Here is a 13,983-nt window from a genome sequence, read left to right as displayed (position 1 = left end):
GACGAGGAGGTCAGCGTGGTCGTCCAGCTCACGATCGAGGACGGGATCGGCACCATCCGGTTGGATCGGCCGCCGATGAACGCGCTGAACACCGAGGTCCAGGAGGAGTTGCGGGCCGCCGCCCAGCAGGCCGCCGCGGACGACGCGGTCGCCGCCGTCATCGTGTACGGCGGCGAGAAGGTGTTCGCCGCGGGCGCCGACATCAAGGAGATGGCCACGATGTCCTATGTGGACATGGTGGGCCGGGCGCCGGCGCTGTCCGCGGCCTTCGACATGGTCGCCCGCATCCCCAAGCCGGTGGTGGCCGCGATCACCGGCTACGCCCTCGGTGGCGGCTGCGAGCTGGCGCTGGCCTGTGACTGGCGGATCGCCGCGGCGGACGCGAAGCTCGGCCAGCCGGAGATCAATCTGGGCATCATCCCGGGTGCGGGCGGCACCCAGCGGCTGGCCCGGCTGGTCGGCCCGGCCAAGGCGAAGGACCTGGTGATGTCGGGCCGGCTGGTCGACGCGCAGGAGGCGCTGGCGATGGGACTGGTCGACCGGGTGGTGCCGACGGCGCAGGAGGTCTTCCCGGCGGCGGTGGAGTTGGTGCGCCGGTACGTCGGCGGGCCGGCCCAGGCGCTGCGGGCCGCCAAGCTGGCCGTGGACGGCGGCCTGTCCATGGACCTGGCCTCCGGCCTGGCCTGGGAGACCCAGCAGTTCGCGGCGCTGTTCGCGACGGACGACCGGCGCGAGGGCATGGCGGCATTCGTGGAGAAGCGGAAGCCGGACTTCACCGGCCGGTGAGGCCGACCCGGGCCGGCGCTCCTCTGGGGCCCGGCCCGGTCTCCGATCCGGTGGAACCTGTAGTTACTCGCCGGTAGGATGCCGGGCATGACTGAGAAGATCGACGGGCACGGTGGCGAGCTGGCCCTGGCGGCGCTGCGGGCGTTCGGGGTCACCGAGATGTTCACCCTCTCCGGCGGGCACGTCTTTCCCCTGTACGACGCCGCGCACAAGGTCGGGATGCGCATCCTCGACGTTCGCCACGAGCAGTCCGCGGTCTTCGCCGCCGAGGCGGTCGCCAAGCTGCGCCGCACGCCCGGCCTGGCCGTGCTGACCGCCGGCCCGGGCGTCACCAACGGCATCTCCGGCCTGACCAGCGCCTTCTTCAACGCGTCCCCGGTGGTGGTGCTCGGCGGCAGGGCGCCCGCCTTCCGCTGGGGCTCGGGCAGCCTGCAGGAGCTGGACCACCTTCCGCTGGTCGCGCCGGTGACCAAGCAGGCGACGACCGTCTTCGACACCGACGAGATCGTCCGGACGCTGCACGGCGCGCTCACCACGGCGTTGACCGCGCACCGGGGCCCGGTGTTCCTCGACTTCCCGCTGGAGGCCATCTTCAGCGCGGGCGAGGGCGAGCTGGAGCCGCCCCAGATTCCGGTCATCGAGCCCGACCCGCAGGACGTCCAGCGGGCCGCCGCGCTCATCGCCGGCGCGGCCCGCCCGGTCATCGTCGCCGGCTCCGACGTGTACGCGGGCGACGCGATCGAGGCGCTGCGGGCGGCGGCGGAGGCGCTGCGGGTACCGGTGTTCACCAACGGGATGGGTCGGGGCGCGCTGCCGGCCGGGCACCCGCTGGCCTTCGCCAAGTCCCGGCGCACCGCGCTGTCCGGCGCCGACGTCGTGGCGGTGATCGGCACGCCGCTGGACTTCCGGCTCGGCTTCGGCGACTTCGGCGACGCCACGGTGGTGCACATCGTGGACGCGCCGACGCAGCGCGCCACGCACGTGACACCGGCGGTGTCGCCGGCCGGGGACCTGCGGCTGATCCTGACCGCGCTGGCGGACCACACCGGCGCCCGCGAGGATCACGCGGACTGGATCGATGTCCTGCGGCAGGCCGAAGAGAAGGCGCGGGCGAAGGACGCCGAGGCGATGGCGGCCGATTCGGACCCGATCCGGCCGGCGCGCGTCTACGGGGAACTGCGCAAGGTACTGGCACAGGACGCGGTGACCATCGGGGACGGCGGCGACTTCGTGTCGTACGCCGGCAAGTACCTCGAGCCGTCGACGCCGGGCAGCTGGCTGGACCCGGGACCGTACGGCTGCCTGGGCACCGGGATGGGGTACGCGCTCGGCGCCAGGGCCACCTACCCGGACCGGCAGATCTGCGTGCTCATGGGCGACGGCGCCGCCGGCTTCTCGCTGATGGACGTCGAGTCGCTGGTACGGCACGGGATGCCGGTGGTGATCGTGGTGGGCAACAACGGGATCTGGGGGCTCGAAAAGCACCCGATGCGATCCATGTACGGTTATGACGTGGCCGCCGATCTTCAGCCCGGCCTGCGTTACGACGACGTGGTTCGCGCGCTGGGCGGTGCGGGTGAGACCGTCACCGAGGCGGATGCGCTGGGGCCGGCGCTGAACCGTGCGTTCGAGGCCTCGGTGCCGTACCTGGTCAATGTCATCACCGATCCGGCCGACGCGTACCCGCGCTCGTCCAACCTCGCCTGACACGAGCCCCCCGGAGCATTCGTGACCTACCCACCCGGCCCGGACAGCTCGGGCCAGGTCCCACCGCGACAACCAGCTGTACCGCCGACTGGAGCGCCGGCCCAGGAGCCGGCCCCGGTCGCGCCCAACTCCGCGCCGCCGGCACCGCAGCCGGCCTGGCCGCAGCCCGCTTGGCCGCAGCCCGGTCCGCCGCAGTCCGCTTGGGCGCAGCCTGGTCCGCCGCAGCCCGCTTGGCCGCAGCCCGTTGCTCCACAGGCCACCGTTCCGCAGGCCGTCCCGCCGCAGCCCGGCTCGGCGTGGCAGCCCGGCGCACCGGCTCCGGCGGGACAGTTCGCGCCGGGGCAGTTCGCGCCAGGCCAGCCCGGACAGTTCCCGCCGGGCCAGTTCCCGCCGGGCCAGTTCCCGCCGGGCCAGTTCCCGCCGGGTGGGGCCTTCCCGCCACCCGGGTCGGTACCGCCAAAGCGCTCCGCGACGCCGATCATCGTCCTCGGCGTCGTGCTGCTGCTGATCGTCCTGGGCGGCGGATTGGCCACCGCGCTGCTGATCACTCACCAGAAGCACGCCGACTCGACGGTGCGCGCGGACGGCCCGGACGTTCCGTCCGGGCCCGTGTACCACAAGCTGCCGGCGTGCGACGGCCTCGGCACCGCGATGCCGTCGCTGATCCCCAAGGGCGAGAAGACCGAGGACAGCCAGGACTCCGGCTCCGACTTCTTCCAGTCGACCGAATGCGACTGGGACAACATCGACGCCGACGACACCAACCCTCCGGGGGTCCGGGGAACCGAGATCCACGCGCAGGCCTACAACAACGAGTTCGAGGCGGCCGTCCAGACGGCCAAGGACGCGTTCGACGAGACCCGGTCCGAGGCCAACGACCAGGCCGGCAAGACGGACAGCGCCGACCACGCGTACGGCCCGGTGACCACGCCGTCGGGTCTGGGCGACGAGGCGACCGCCCAGGACTACACCGTCCACGAGGATGTCTTCCCGGCCAACGGAACCAGGATCGACATGCGAGTCAACAACGTGCTCGTCGAGCTCAACTACGAGGGTTTCGACGGCGCCGACACGGACCTGAAGCCGATGGCCGCGGACCAGGCGAACAAGGGGGCGCAGACCATCGCGCGAGCCGTGGTCGCCTGGCTCAAGGGCTGCGCCGACTGCCAGAGCTGACCACCCTGGCCCCCGCTCGGGTGCCGACCGCCCACCCGGGGCCTGGCAGAGCACCTGGCGCGTGCCAGGTACGGTAACGCTGGCTAGCTGATCTTGCATCCCTCCCGCATGGCGACGACTGGGTCGTGTGGGCTCTGGACGGTTCGGATGAGGCTCGCCCGTTCGATCGTGCATGACGCCTCCCGGAGCATCTGTGACTCAACCACCCAGCCCGGTACCCCCCGGCCAGGTCCCGCCGCAGTACCCGTCGGCCGTGGGGTACCCGCCGATGACGCCGGCACCGCCTTCGTTCCCGTCCGCCGGTCCGTTTCCTCCGGCGGGGGCGGTCCAGCCCGGTGCGCAGTTCCCGCCGGTGGCGGGCGGGCAGTTTCCGCCCACGCCGGGGCCACCGTTTCCGCCCGCGCAGTTCGGACCCGGGGGACCCTTCCCGCCCGGGGGAGGACAGTTCTCGGCCGGCGGGCAGTTCCCGCCCCCGGGGCCCTTCCCGCCTGGAGGGCAGGTTCCGTCGGCCGGTCCGGTGCCGGCGCCGCGGCGCTCCTCGGCGAAGCCGGTCATCCTCGGCGCGGTCGTGGTGGTGCTCGTCCTGTTAGGTGGTGGGTTGGCCACTGCGCTGTACCTGAACCGAGGTGGCGGTGGTGGTGCCGTGGCGTCCCCGGGTACCGCCCCGGCGGCCGGCAACGCGGCGCCGGCGAGTGCCCCGGCGTCGGCGCACTCGACCGGGCCGATCTACCGCAAGCTGCCGGCGTGCGAGGACTTCTCCGCCTCGACACTGAAGTCGCTGGTACCCGACGCGCAGAAGACCACCGACAAGCACCAGGGGGACAACCTTTCGTGCTCGTGGGACAACTACCTCGCCCTGAACGGAACGAATGAGAGCCGCGCGATCGAGATCAACATGGGTTTCTTCCGCGACTCGTCGGAAACAGCGACGCAGGCGGCCAAGGACAAGTTCGGCGACCTGCTGTCGGATGCCAAGGGCCAGGCCGGCACCACGGCCGCCGGCACCAAGTACGGCGCGGTGAGCTCGCTGTCCGGCCTGGGAACCCAGGCCTTCAGCCTGGACAACACGACCCAGAGCGATCTCGCCACGGACGGCGCGACAACGGTCGACCTGATGGTGGACAACGTGATCGTGGAGATCGCCTTCGGGGGTAGCGACGGGCCCATGGGGCAGGAGAAGCCGATGGCCGCGATCGATACGAGCAAGGGTGCGCAGACCGCCGCGCATGCCGCCATCGACTGGCTGACCGCCTGTTCCGACTGCAAGAGCTGACGGGGTCGGCGCGGCCCCGTCCCCGACCCGGCGAACGCGGACCCGCGCCCGCTCGAGCTTGCCTGACATTCCCTCGGAGCACTCGTGACTCAACCACCGGCCCCGGTAAACCCCGATCGTTTTCCGGCACAGTCCCCACAGCCCCCGGTGCCGGTACCACCGGCGGGGGCGTTGCCGCCCACGACGCCGGCGTTGACCGTGCCGTACCCGCCCGCCGGGCCGGTCCCACCCACCGGGCCGTTTTCGCCCGCGAACTCGGTGCCGCCCGGCAGCCAGTTCCCGCCCGGCAGCCAGTTCCCGCCCGCGGCGCGGTTTCCGCCCACTGCGCAGTTTCCCCCGGGGGCGCAGTTTCCGCCCAGGCCGCAGTTCGGGCTCAGCGGGCAGTTTCCGCCCGGGGCGCCCTTCCCGCCGGGCAGCCCGGTGCCCCCGTCGCGGCGGTCCTCGGCGACGCCGGTCATCATCGGCGCGGTCGTGGTGGTGCTTGTCTTGTTTGGCGGCGGGTTGGCCACCGCGCTCGCCCTGAGTCGGGGCGGGAACGACAGCGCCGCGGCCACGGCGGGAACGAGGCCTTCGGCGAGCGCTTCGGCCTCGTCCGGTGCGGTCTACCACAAGCTGCCGGGTTGCGACTCCTTCCCCTCCGCGACGGTGACGTCGCTGGTGCCCCAGGGGAGATCGACCATCAATGATCACAAGTCGACGGGTGGCGACTACGATGGCGACTTTTGCACGTGGGACAACGCCGGTGTGCTGGACAAGCAGCCGCCCGAGACTCGCGAGATCGACCTTACCGTGACCGCCGACAGCGACGCGTTCACCGACACCCCGACCGCGGCGGCACAGAAGGATCTCGCCGATGCGCTGGCGACCGCCCAGAATGAGAAGGGCAACACGTCCCACAACATCGCGGTCGGTGCGGTGACTCCCGTGTCGGGGCTGGGCCCGGGAGCGTTCAGCAAGACCTACCAGTACGTGGGTGATGACGCCCCGGGCAGCGGGATGGATATCTACCTGGTGCTGGGCAACGTCATGGTGGACATCAGCTACTGGGGTCTCGACGGGACGCACCTGCGGGGGACGCCGGTTCCCGATGACGAGTTGAGCAAGGACGTGCAGTCCGCGGCGCATGCCGTGGTCGCCTGGCTGGCCGCCTGCACCGACTGCGCGAGCTGACGCTCAGATCTTCGGGTCCGCGGGCGGCTCCTCGGCCGGGCGCTCACACTCCCGGCCGAGCTTGCCCTCCCGGCCCGCCTCGCCGTCCCTGCCCCGCTCACGCTCGCGGCGCAGCTCGCGTTCGCGCCGTCGCAGGTCGGCCTCCCAGGCGCGCAGCCGCTCCTCCTCCCGGTCGCGGTTGCGCGCTGCCAATTGACGCAGGAACTCCGGATCGTCGTCCGGGGCGAGGACCCGCCCCGGACCGGACGGCTCCACCGGCTCGCCGTCCTGCCGCAGGCCGCGCTCGAGTTCGAGCTCCGGATCGAGCATCCGGTCCGGCCGACCGGCCATGTACCACACCATCGGGCCGATCGGGGAGATCAGCACGATGATGAATATCCACGCGATCCGGGGCAGCGTCCGGATCTCGTAGTGCTCCGCCGACAGGCAGTCGATCAGCGCGACCACGATCAGCGCGAGGTCGGCGAGGGCGAGCAGGGAGAGTAGTCGGCCCATGAAGTCAAGGTAGTACGGCCGCGGCGATACCGAGTATCGCGAAACCGGCGATTCCAAGCGCCAACCCGGCGGGAATCCGACCGGCCGGGTCCGGCGGGTTGCCGGACATCGCGGTCATCCGGTTCCGGCACAGGGCGAGCAGCCCGAGCCAGGCGAGCGTGCCCAGCGCGATGATTACGGCCGCCGGAACGGGGTCCAGCAGCAGCGCCGCCCGCGCGGTCAGCAGCAGGACACCGGTGGCCGACAGGGCGGTACGGCGCCAGGACAGCCGGGTGCGCAACCGGGCGGTCTCGGCCGGCTCGTCGGGGTCCTCGTCCCCGTCCGAGACGTGCGGTCCGATGGTCACCGCATGCCCGCGACAGCGATGATGATGATGAGTGCCAGCGCGCCCAGCGCCAGCGTGAGGGCCAGCACCGCCGGCAGCCGGGACGGCGGCAGCGGCTGATCCAGCCGCATCGCGCGCTCGGAGCGCGCCCAGTGATCGACCGCGTGTAGCCCGATCGCCCCGCCGAGGACCAGGAGCACCACCGCTATCGCCTCGCGCAGGTGGGTGACGCGCAGCCGCGGCAGGAACCCGGCGACCGCCAGTCCGCCGCCGAGCAGGGCCAGTCCGGTGCGTACCCAGGCCAGGAAGGTCCGCTCGTTGGCCAGTGAGTACCGGTAGTCCGGCCGGTGACCCACGGTCCGCTCCTGTTCGGGATCGAACCAGTGCCGTATCACGCGAAGGATCACCGGCTCATTATCTGCGGTCCTCCGGCCCGGTGAACTCGCTTCCGCGTCGCCGTCCGGCCGAGTCACCGCCGAACACCTGGGCGTCCCGGTCCGGTCCGCCGCCGTGGTTGCTCGGGTGCTCGGCCGCGGGCTCGCGCCCGTCCGGGGCGCCCACCTCGGTGCGCAGCCGGGGAAGGGCCCGCGGGTGCTGTTCGCGAAGCCAGCCGACCAGCCGCTCGCGCACCAGGCAGCGCAGGTCCCAGAGGGTGGGCGCGTCCTTGGCGCTGACCAGGGCGCGCACCCGGACCAGGGCGTGTACCGCGTCGGTGACCTGCAGGACGCAGACCCGGCCGTCCCACAGCGGCTGGCTGTCGGTGAGGATCACGCGCAGCTCGTCGCGCATCTGGTCCACCGGCACCGACCAGTCCAGGTCCAGCTCGACGGTGCCGAGCAGGGAGGCCTGGGTACGCGTCCAGTTCTCGAACGGCGTGGTGGTGAAGTACGAGGTGGGCAGCACCATCCGGCGGTCGTCCCAGATGTGGATGACCACGTACGTGAGAGTGATCTCCTCGACCCGTCCCCACTGCTCGTTGACCACCACCACGTCCTCGAGCCGCAGCGACTCCCCGAAGGCGATCTGCAGTCCGGCGAACACGTTGCCCAGTAGCGCCTGGGCCGCGAACGCGACCACGGCGGCCACCACGCCGGCCGAGGCGAGCAGGCTGGTGCCGACGAGCCGTGCCTCACGGAAGGTGAACAGGCTCATGATGATCGCGGCCACCACCGAGGCCGCCACGGTGATCCGGCGCAGCAGCTGGATCTGCGTGTGCATGGTCCGGGCCGACAGGTTGTCCAGCACGTCGGTGCGGAACCTGGACAGCGCGGCGTCCTCGATCAGCAGGAGCAGGGCGGCGAGCAGCCAGGCCCCGGCCGCGATCGCCAGGATGTCCAGCAGGTGCGCGATCCCGTAGCGCCAGGGACCGCGCAGGCCGGTGTGGCGCAGTCCCACGTCCAAGGTCAGCAACACCAGCAGGGTCTCGAACGGCCGGTGGCCCCGCCGGCTCAGGCTCGCCACCGGCCCGAGTCGGCGGCCGACCCGGAGGAGGATCTGGTGGAGCAGTTCGACGGCGGCGAGCAGAGCCAGGCAGGCGAGGACGACGAAGGTGAGCTGGACCACGGCGTCGTGCACGAATGTGACGCTACCGAGCCGGTGGCGGCGGCGCGCGGCGGGTGACTTCGGTCACGCCGTTCCGGCGAGAGCCAAAACCTACTAGCGGGTAACATGTGCCGTGGGCAACCGCACAGCGAGCCAGGTTGACCCGTCCGGCGGCACGCGGAACGCTCCAGGTACGCCCGTTCAACAGGAGGTCATCGAAGCGCGATGAATATCGTCGTACTCGTCAAGCAGGTGCCCGACTCTGGATCGGAGCGCAGCCTGAGCCCTGACGACAACACCGTCGACCGTGGGTCGGCGAACAACGTGATCAATGAGATGGATGAGTACGCCATCGAGGAGGCGCTCAAGATCCAGGAGGCGCACGGCGGAGAGGTCACGGTGCTGACCGTCGGCCCGCAGCACGCGTCCGACTCGATCCGCAAGGCGCTGTCGATGGGCCCGGACAAGGCGGTGCACGTGGTCGACGACGCGCTGCACGGCTCCTGCGCCCTGGCGACCTCCAAGGTGCTCGCGGCGGCCATCGGGCGCCTGAGCCCCGACCTCGTCATCTCCGGCGCGGAGTCCACCGACGGCCGGGTCCAGGTGATCCCGCACATGATCGCCGAGCGGCTGGGCATCGCGGCGCTGACCGGGGCGCGCAAGGTCACCATCGACGGCGCCACGCTGACCGTCGAGCGCCAGACCGACGAGGGGTACGAGGTGGTCACCGCCGCCACCCCGGCCGTGATCTCGGTCTGGGACACCATCAACGAGCCGCGGTACCCGTCCTTCAAGGGCATCATGGCGGCGAAGAAGAAGCCGGTCGAGACGTTGACCCTGGCGGACCTGGGCATCTCCGCCGACGAGGTGGGGCTGGCCGGGGCGAGCAGCGCGGTGGTGGAGGCCGGCAAGCGGCCGCCGCGGCAGGGCGGCACCAAGGTCAGTGACGAGGGCGACGGCGGCGTGAAGCTGGTCGAGTTCCTCGCGTCCGAGAAGTTCGTGTGAGGTCGGGTCATCATGGCTGAAGTTCTCGTTGTCGTGGAGCACTCCGGTGGGGCGCCCAAGAAGGTGACCCTGGAACTGCTCACTCTCGCCCGTACCCTCGGCGAGCCGGCGGCCGTCGTGCTCGGCGAACCGGGCACCGCCGCCGCGCTGTCGGACCGGCTCGGCGAGTACGGCGCCGCGAAGATCTACGCCGCGGAGCACCCGGATCTGGCCGGCTACCTGGTCGCGCCGAAGGCCACCGTGCTCGCGCGGCTGGTCGGCCAGGTGTCGCCGGCCGCGGTCCTGCTCGCCTCCAGCCAGGAGGGCAAGGAGATCGCCGGGCGGCTCGCGGTCAAGCTGGACAACGGCCTGCTGACCGACGTGGTCGACCTGGCCGCGGACGGCACCGCCACCCAGACGGTGTTCGCCGGCTCGACCATCGTGAAGTCGAAGGTGACCCGGGGGCTGCCGCTGGTCACGCTGCGGCCCAACTCGGTGACCCCCGCGCCCGCGCCGGCCACGCCCGAAGTGTCCCCTGTGGACGTCGCGCTGGGAGACGCCGACCGGCTGGTCACCGTGGTCGAGCGGACGGTCGAGCAGAAGGGCTCGCGGCCGGAGCTCACCGAGGCCTCGGTGGTCGTGTCCGGCGGTCGCGGCGTGGGCAGCGCCGACAATTTCAAGGTGGTGGAGGAGCTGGCCGACCTGCTCGGCGGCGCGGTCGGCGCGTCCCGCGCGGCCACCGACTCCGGCTTCTACCCGCACCAGTTCCAGGTCGGGCAGACCGGCAAGACGGTCTCCCCCCAGCTGTACGTCGCGCTGGGCATCTCCGGTGCGATCCAGCACCGGGCCGGCATGCAGACCAGCAAGACGATCATCGCGGTCAACAAGGACGCCGAGGCGCCCATCTTCGAGCTGGCCGACTTCGGCGTGGTGGGCGATCTGTTCAAGGTGGTCCCGCAGGCCGCCGAGGAGATCCGTAAGCGCAAGTGAGCCCGGCGTGAAACGGCCCCGGGACAGTCCCCGGGGCCGTTTTGCCGCACCGGGGATTGTTCGCGTGCGGGCCGCGTACCGCCAGCGTGCGAGGTCCCCGGGGTTCACGGTCTTGATTTGAGGGCAGCGGCAGCGGTCGGGTGCCGCGACGGTCGATAGGCTTGAGGGCGATGGCTTACCTTGATCACGCCGCGACCACGCCGATGCTGCCCCAGGCGGTCGAGGCCTACGTGTCCGCCGCCAGGGAGGTGGGCAACGCTTCGTCGCTGCACGCCGCCGGCCGGTGCGCCCGCCGGAAGGTAGAGGAGTCACGCGAGCTGATCGCCGCGGTGCTGGGTGCCCGGCCCTCTGAGGTGATCTTCACCGGCGGGGGTACCGAGAGCGACAACCTCGCCGTGAAGGGCATCTTCTGGGCGCGCCGGGCGGCCGACCCGGCGCGGACCCGGGTGATCGCCAGCTCGGTGGAGCACCACGCCGTGCTCGACTCGGTGCAGTGGCTGGAGGAACACGAGGGCGCCACGGTCAGCTGGCTGCCGGTGGACGCCGACGGCACGGTGAAGCTGGACGTGCTGCGTGCCGAGCTGGACGCGCACGCGGACGAGGTGGCCGTGATCAGCGTCATGTGGGCCAACAACGAGGTCGGCACGATACAGCCGGTCCCCGAGCTGGTCGCGATGGCCGCCGAGTACGGCATACCGTGCCACTCCGACGCGATCCAGGCGGTCGGCCAGATACCGCTCGACTTCGCCGCGAGCGGCGCCGCGGCGCTGACCGTGACCGGGCACAAGCTGGGTGGCCCGGTCGGCGTGGGCGCGCTGCTGCTGGGCCGGGACGTGGCCGCCACCCCGCTGATGCACGGCGGCGGCCAGGAGCGCGACGTGCGCTCCGGCACGCTGGACGTACCCGGGATCGTGTCGTTCGCCACCGCGCTGGAGGCCAGCGTCAAGGCCCAGCCGGAGTTCGCGGTGCGGGTCGGCGCGCTGCGCGACGAGCTGATCGACCGGGTGCTCGACGCGGTGCCGGACGCAATCCTCAACGGCCACCGCACCGACCGGCTGCCGGGCAACGCGCACTTCTCGTTCCCCGGCTGCGAGGGCGACGCGCTGCTGCTGTTGCTGGACGCGGCGGGGGTCGCCTGCTCCACCGGTTCGGCCTGTTCGGCCGGGCTGGCCCAGCCGTCGCACGTGCTGCTGGCGATGTGCTCCGACGAGGAGCGGGCGCGCTCCTCGCTGCGCCTCTCGCTGGGCCACGACTCGACCAAGGCCGACATCGATGAACTGCTGGCCGCGCTGCCGGGCGCGGTCGAGCGGGCCCGGCGGGCCGGGGTGAAGAAGCCGGCGGCCCGGTAGTCTGGTCCCATGCGAGTGCTGGCCGCCATGTCCGGAGGGGTCGACTCGGCCGTCGCCGCCGCCCGGGCGGTCGAGGCCGGGCACGACGTCACGGGCGTGCACCTGGCGCTCGCCCGCAACCCGCAGACGTACCGGACCGGGGCCCGGGGCTGCTGCACGCTGGAGGACGCCCGGGACGCCCGGCGGGCCGCCGATGTGATCGGCATCCCGTTCTACGTGTGGGACCTGGCCGACCGGTTCCACGAGGACGTGGTGGACGACTTCGTCGCCGAGTACGCGGCGGGGCGCACGCCCAATCCGTGCGTGCGCTGCAACGAGAAGATCAAGTTCGCCGCCGTCCTGGACCGGGCGCTCGCGCTGGGCTTCGACGCGGTGGTCACCGGCCACCACGCCCGCCGCGACGAGCAGGGCCGGCTGCGCCGCAGCGTGGACGCGGGCAAGGACCAGTCATACGTGCTGGCCGTGCTCACCCCCGAGCAGCTGGGCCACTCGATCTTCCCGCTCGGCGACACCACCAAGGCCGGGGTGCGCGCGGAGGCGGCCCGGCGCGGGCTGGCGGTGGCCGACAAGCCGGACTCGCACGACATCTGCTTCATCGCCGACGGCGACACCCAGGGCTGGCTTCGCGAGCGGTTGGGCTCGACGCCGGGCGAGATCGTGGACGCGGGCTCCGGCGAGGTGCTCGGCCAGCACGACGGCGCCTATGGCTTCACCGTGGGCCAGCGCAAGGGCCTGCGCATCGAGCGCCCGGCGCCGGACGGCCGGCCGCGCTACGTGCTGTCCATCACGCCGGTGACCAACACGGTGACGGTCGGCCCGGCCGAGGCGCTGGAGGTGTCCACCGTGTACGGTCAGCGTCCACTGTGGAGCGGTGGGTCCCGGGTACGCGCGGAGATCCAGCTACGGGCGCACGGTGAGGTGGTCCCGGCGACCGTCGTGGCGTCTCCGGACGGGCTGGTGGCGACGCTGGACCGGCCGGTGCGCGGGGTGGCCGCGGGCCAGGCCATGGTGGCATACCAGCCGGATCCGGCCGGCGACATCGTGCTGGGCTGCGCCACGATCAGCCACGCCGAGCGCCTGGCAAGCGCGGCGTGAGCGCCTCCAGCGCCGGGGCACCCGGCGCGCGGGACGGTGCCGACGTGGAGCTGACCGCCACCGATCCGGCCGGGGCGGCACCCGCCGACCGGCAGCGGCCGTGGCCGGCCGGCGCCGCGACCGGGATGGGCTCCCTGCCCGGTACGGACATCACCGAGGCGATCAAGACCGTCCTGGGCGAGCTGCCCGAGCTGCCGTACCTGCCCGAGCTGCCGGCCCGAGGGCCGGGCGCGGACATGGTCGGGCGGAGCGCGGGATTCCTGGTCGACCTGCCGGTCGAGCTCTACGCCGCCCGTTGGCGGATGGCCTCCCACCAGGGGCGCGATGCCCGGCGCACCGCCGACCTGCTCGAACGCGATCTCGACCAGCTCACCGAGCAGGCCGACGGGTACGCCGGGCCGCTCAAGCTGCAGTGCGCCGGCCCGTGGACGCTGGCCGCCTCGCTGGACCTGCCGACCGGCGGCGCGGTGCTGCGCGACCCCGGCGCGGTACGGGAGCTGGCCGCGTCGCTCGCCGAGGGGCTGTCCGCGCACGTGGCGGAGGTGTCCCGTCGGGTGCCGGGCGCCCGGCTGCTGCTCCAGCTCGACGAGCCGTCGCTGCCGGCGGTGCTGGCCGGCCGGGTACCGACCGAGAGTGGTTTCGGCGCCCTGCGGGCGGTGGAGCCGGTGACCGCGGTCGAGACGCTGGAGACGGTGCTCGGGTCGGTGGGCGTGCCGGTGGTGGCGCACTGCTGCGCGCCCGACGCCCCGATCGAGCTGTTCCGGTCGGCGGGGGCGGTCGCGGTCGCGGTCGATCTCGCACTGGCGACCGATCTCGACCAGATCGGCGAGGCGATCGACGCCGGGGTGGGCCTGTTCGTCGGCGCGCTGCCGGGCTTCGGCGATCCGCCGCCCGCGGCCCGGGTCGCCGCCCGGGTCCGGGAGCTGTGGAACAAGCTCGGGTTCCCGCTCGGCGAGTTACCCGAACGGGTGGTGATCACCGCAGCCTGCGGGCTGTCCGGCGCCACCCCCGGACAGGCCCGGTCGATCATCAAGGTGTGCCGGGAGGCGGCCGAACGGCTGCTGGACGAGGCTCGCTCGTAACTGTCGTAC

15 protein-coding genes are annotated in these 13,983 nt (G+C 72.4%); 10 read left to right on the top strand and 5 right to left on the bottom strand.

Annotation, left to right across the window (positions count from 1 at the left end):
• The first annotated feature begins 15 nt into the window (after positions 1-15).
• The 4 genes from ABEA87_RS09515 to ABEA87_RS09500 all read left to right on the top strand — a co-directional run bounded on the left by ABEA87_RS09515 (position 16) and on the right by ABEA87_RS09500 (position 4,942).
• Positions 16-786, top strand: a complete 771-nt coding sequence (locus ABEA87_RS09515) for an enoyl-CoA hydratase/isomerase family protein (RefSeq protein ID WP_425570820.1) — start codon at positions 16-18, stop codon at positions 784-786.
• 87 nt (positions 787-873) lie between these two features.
• Positions 874-2,493, top strand: coding sequence for an acetolactate synthase (locus ABEA87_RS09510; protein ID WP_345627988.1), 1,620 nt, complete (start codon positions 874-876; stop codon positions 2,491-2,493).
• Positions 2,494-2,514: 21 nt separating this feature from the next.
• Positions 2,515-3,669 carry a hypothetical protein gene (locus ABEA87_RS09505; protein WP_345627986.1) on the top strand — a complete coding sequence of 385 codons (1,155 nt, stop codon included), beginning with the start codon at positions 2,515-2,517 and terminating at the stop codon, positions 3,667-3,669.
• Between the two features lie 517 nt (positions 3,670-4,186).
• Positions 4,187-4,942, top strand: coding sequence for a hypothetical protein (locus ABEA87_RS09500; protein WP_345627984.1), 756 nt, complete (start codon positions 4,187-4,189; stop codon positions 4,940-4,942).
• 89 nt (positions 4,943-5,031) lie between these two features.
• Here ABEA87_RS09500 and ABEA87_RS09495 read toward each other — a convergent pair whose 3' ends face one another.
• Positions 5,032-5,403: a hypothetical protein gene (locus ABEA87_RS09495; RefSeq protein WP_345627982.1), complete on the bottom strand. Its 372-nt coding sequence runs from the start codon at positions 5,401-5,403 to the stop codon at positions 5,032-5,034.
• A 10-nt stretch (positions 5,404-5,413) separates the two neighbouring features.
• On the opposite strand from ABEA87_RS09495, the gene ABEA87_RS09490 reads away from it, so the two are divergent.
• Positions 5,414-6,112 (top strand): hypothetical protein, encoded by a 699-nt coding sequence (locus ABEA87_RS09490; RefSeq protein WP_345627980.1) that lies wholly within the window; start codon positions 5,414-5,416, stop codon positions 6,110-6,112.
• Positions 6,113-6,115: 3 nt separating this feature from the next.
• Here ABEA87_RS09490 and ABEA87_RS09485 read toward each other — a convergent pair whose 3' ends face one another.
• The 4 genes from ABEA87_RS09485 to ABEA87_RS09470 are packed head-to-tail and all read right to left on the bottom strand — an operon-like array spanning position 6,116 to position 8,507.
• Complete coding sequence (locus ABEA87_RS09485; protein WP_345627978.1) at positions 6,116-6,607, bottom strand: PLD nuclease N-terminal domain-containing protein; 492 nt, start codon at positions 6,605-6,607, stop codon at positions 6,116-6,118.
• A gap of 4 nt (positions 6,608-6,611) precedes the next feature.
• Complete coding sequence (locus ABEA87_RS09480) at positions 6,612-6,953, bottom strand: DUF202 domain-containing protein (protein ID WP_345627976.1); 342 nt, start codon at positions 6,951-6,953, stop codon at positions 6,612-6,614.
• Positions 6,950-7,336, bottom strand: a complete 387-nt coding sequence (locus ABEA87_RS09475) for a YidH family protein (RefSeq protein ID WP_345628217.1) — start codon at positions 7,334-7,336, stop codon at positions 6,950-6,952. The genes ABEA87_RS09480 and ABEA87_RS09475 overlap by 4 nt, the downstream gene beginning before the upstream one ends.
• A gap of 10 nt (positions 7,337-7,346) precedes the next feature.
• Positions 7,347-8,507, bottom strand: a complete 1,161-nt coding sequence (locus ABEA87_RS09470) for a mechanosensitive ion channel family protein (RefSeq protein ID WP_345627974.1) — start codon at positions 8,505-8,507, stop codon at positions 7,347-7,349.
• A gap of 192 nt (positions 8,508-8,699) precedes the next feature.
• On the opposite strand from ABEA87_RS09470, the gene ABEA87_RS09465 reads away from it, so the two are divergent.
• From ABEA87_RS09465 to ABEA87_RS09445, 5 genes are all read left to right on the top strand, one after another.
• Positions 8,700-9,479: an electron transfer flavoprotein subunit beta/FixA family protein gene (locus tag ABEA87_RS09465; RefSeq protein ID WP_345627972.1), complete on the top strand. Its 780-nt coding sequence runs from the start codon at positions 8,700-8,702 to the stop codon at positions 9,477-9,479.
• A 12-nt stretch (positions 9,480-9,491) separates the two neighbouring features.
• On the top strand, positions 9,492-10,448 hold the full coding sequence (locus tag ABEA87_RS09460; RefSeq protein WP_345627970.1) for an electron transfer flavoprotein subunit alpha/FixB family protein: 957 nt from the start codon (positions 9,492-9,494) through the stop codon (positions 10,446-10,448).
• Between the two features lie 170 nt (positions 10,449-10,618).
• A complete protein-coding gene (locus ABEA87_RS09455; RefSeq protein WP_345627968.1) occupies positions 10,619-11,797 on the top strand; it encodes a cysteine desulfurase family protein in 1,179 nt (392 codons plus the stop codon).
• 9 nt (positions 11,798-11,806) lie between these two features.
• Positions 11,807-12,892, top strand: coding sequence for a tRNA 2-thiouridine(34) synthase MnmA (gene mnmA / locus ABEA87_RS09450; RefSeq protein ID WP_345627967.1), 1,086 nt, complete (start codon positions 11,807-11,809; stop codon positions 12,890-12,892).
• A 125-nt stretch (positions 12,893-13,017) separates the two neighbouring features.
• The gene (locus ABEA87_RS09445) at positions 13,018-13,974 is read left to right on the top strand and encodes a uroporphyrinogen decarboxylase/cobalamine-independent methonine synthase family protein (protein WP_345628215.1); all 957 of its coding nucleotides are present in this window, start codon (positions 13,018-13,020) and stop codon (positions 13,972-13,974) included.
• Positions 13,975-13,983: the final 9 nt, after the last annotated feature.

The organism is Rugosimonospora acidiphila (genome assembly GCF_039543385.1).
Classification (GTDB): domain Bacteria; phylum Actinomycetota; class Actinomycetes; order Mycobacteriales; family Micromonosporaceae; genus Rugosimonospora; species Rugosimonospora acidiphila.
The sequence above is the reverse complement of the archived record's forward strand: the minus strand, read 5'-3'. Positions and strand labels throughout refer to the sequence as shown.

Coding starts and splice junctions, on each gene's coding strand:
- ABEA87_RS09460 (WP_345627970.1), top strand. CDS start 9,492: ATGGCTGAAGTTCTCGTTGTCGTGGAGCACTCCGGTGGGGCGCCCAAG.
- ABEA87_RS09445 (WP_345628215.1), top strand. CDS start 13,018: ATGGGCTCCCTGCCCGGTACGGACATCACCGAGGCGATCAAGACCGTC.
- ABEA87_RS09510 (WP_345627988.1), top strand. CDS start 874: ATGACTGAGAAGATCGACGGGCACGGTGGCGAGCTGGCCCTGGCGGCG.
- ABEA87_RS09495 (WP_345627982.1), bottom strand. CDS start 5,403: ATGATGACCGGCGTCGCCGAGGACCGCCGCGACGGGGGCACCGGGCTG.
- ABEA87_RS09465 (WP_345627972.1), top strand. CDS start 8,700: ATGAATATCGTCGTACTCGTCAAGCAGGTGCCCGACTCTGGATCGGAG.
- mnmA (WP_345627967.1), top strand. CDS start 11,807: ATGCGAGTGCTGGCCGCCATGTCCGGAGGGGTCGACTCGGCCGTCGCC.
- ABEA87_RS09455 (WP_345627968.1), top strand. CDS start 10,619: ATGGCTTACCTTGATCACGCCGCGACCACGCCGATGCTGCCCCAGGCG.
- ABEA87_RS09485 (WP_345627978.1), bottom strand. CDS start 6,607: ATGGGCCGACTACTCTCCCTGCTCGCCCTCGCCGACCTCGCGCTGATC.